The 1,017-nt window shown below is 38.1% G+C and carries 2 protein-coding genes; both read right to left on the bottom strand.

All coding sequences use genetic code 11. The features are described 5' to 3' along the window. Positions 1-676 (bottom strand): IS3 family transposase (locus FF105_RS11530; protein WP_290046929.1); only part of this gene is annotated, 676 nt, incomplete at its 3' end. Between the two features lie 45 nt (positions 677-721). Further along, a complete protein-coding gene (locus FF105_RS11525) occupies positions 722-964 on the bottom strand; it encodes a transposase (RefSeq protein WP_168441523.1) in 243 nt (80 codons plus the stop codon). Positions 965-1,017: the final 53 nt, after the last annotated feature.

Below are 1,017 nucleotides of genomic sequence, written 5' to 3'. Positions count from 1 at the left end.
CTTCCATACGGCCATTATCGTATGGATGTCCTTTGAGTGAATATGAATGTTTCAAGCCATAATTTTGACATTTAATATTAAATTCAGCACTCGTGTATTGTGACCCCATATCTGAATGAATAATTAATGGCTTTCGATGCTTATCTAACGCCATCTGTAAGGCACTTGTGGCTAGCTCGGCTGTCATTGTATAACCAATTTTATAGCCCAATACTTTTCTCTTCTCAGGATCCAAAACGGTCGCTAAATAGACCCATTTGTGGTTAGTCAACTGAATATAAGTGATATCTGTTTGCCAAACACCGCTCAAATCATGCAAGTGTCTAATCAAATTGGGCTTTTGATCAACAGTCACGACAGTTTTTGGCTTGCGATAACGTTTTTGCATGCGGGATTTAATCCCTAATTCACGCATCAATTTGAGTGTCATATACTCAGATACTTTCGGCCCGTCAGTTTGTTGACTATAAGCAGAAATACGGCGATAACCATAAAATTTAAAGGTTTTCCAAACGTCTAAAATATAAGGTTTTAGAGATTCTCTACGCTTTTCTCGTCGACTGGTCTGCCAATGGCGCCAGTTGTAATAGGTACTAGGTTTGATTTTAAGTGCACTTAAAATACGCACAAGCGCATAGCCTTGTGCTAAAAATTGGTTAACAAGCGGCAATCCCACATTACGGACTATTTTTTGGCTAGTAAGATGGCCGCTCAATGCCTGTCAGGCTATGCGTGATAAAATTTCGTTTTCTTCCTCCAAAATAGCGAGACGCTTTTCTAATTGCTTGACATCTTTTAACGTCTTTGACTGACCATGAATCATGACTGGGGTAGCTTGCTTGACCCAAATAGCAATAGAATCTTTTGAAGGTCCAAATTCGTCTGCTAATGACTTAAGTGAACGTCCTTCTTGGTGAAGTTTAACCAGTGAATCTTTAAAATCTTGTGAATAACGAATTGACATAAAAATACTCCTATACTTTCATTTTACGGACTGAATAAAAATAGTCCATTTTT

The organism is Leuconostoc sp. UCMA20149 (genome assembly GCF_030400235.1).
Taxonomy (GTDB): Bacteria; Bacillota; Bacilli; order Lactobacillales; family Lactobacillaceae; genus Leuconostoc; species Leuconostoc pseudomesenteroides.
The sequence above is the reverse complement of the archived record's forward strand: the minus strand, read 5'-3'. Positions and strand labels throughout refer to the sequence as shown.

What these genes read in the sequence shown, in the direction of transcription:
- FF105_RS11525 (WP_168441523.1), bottom strand. Translation starts at nt 964, where the DNA reads ATGTCAATTCGTTATTCACAAGATTTTAAAGATTCACTGGTTAAACTT.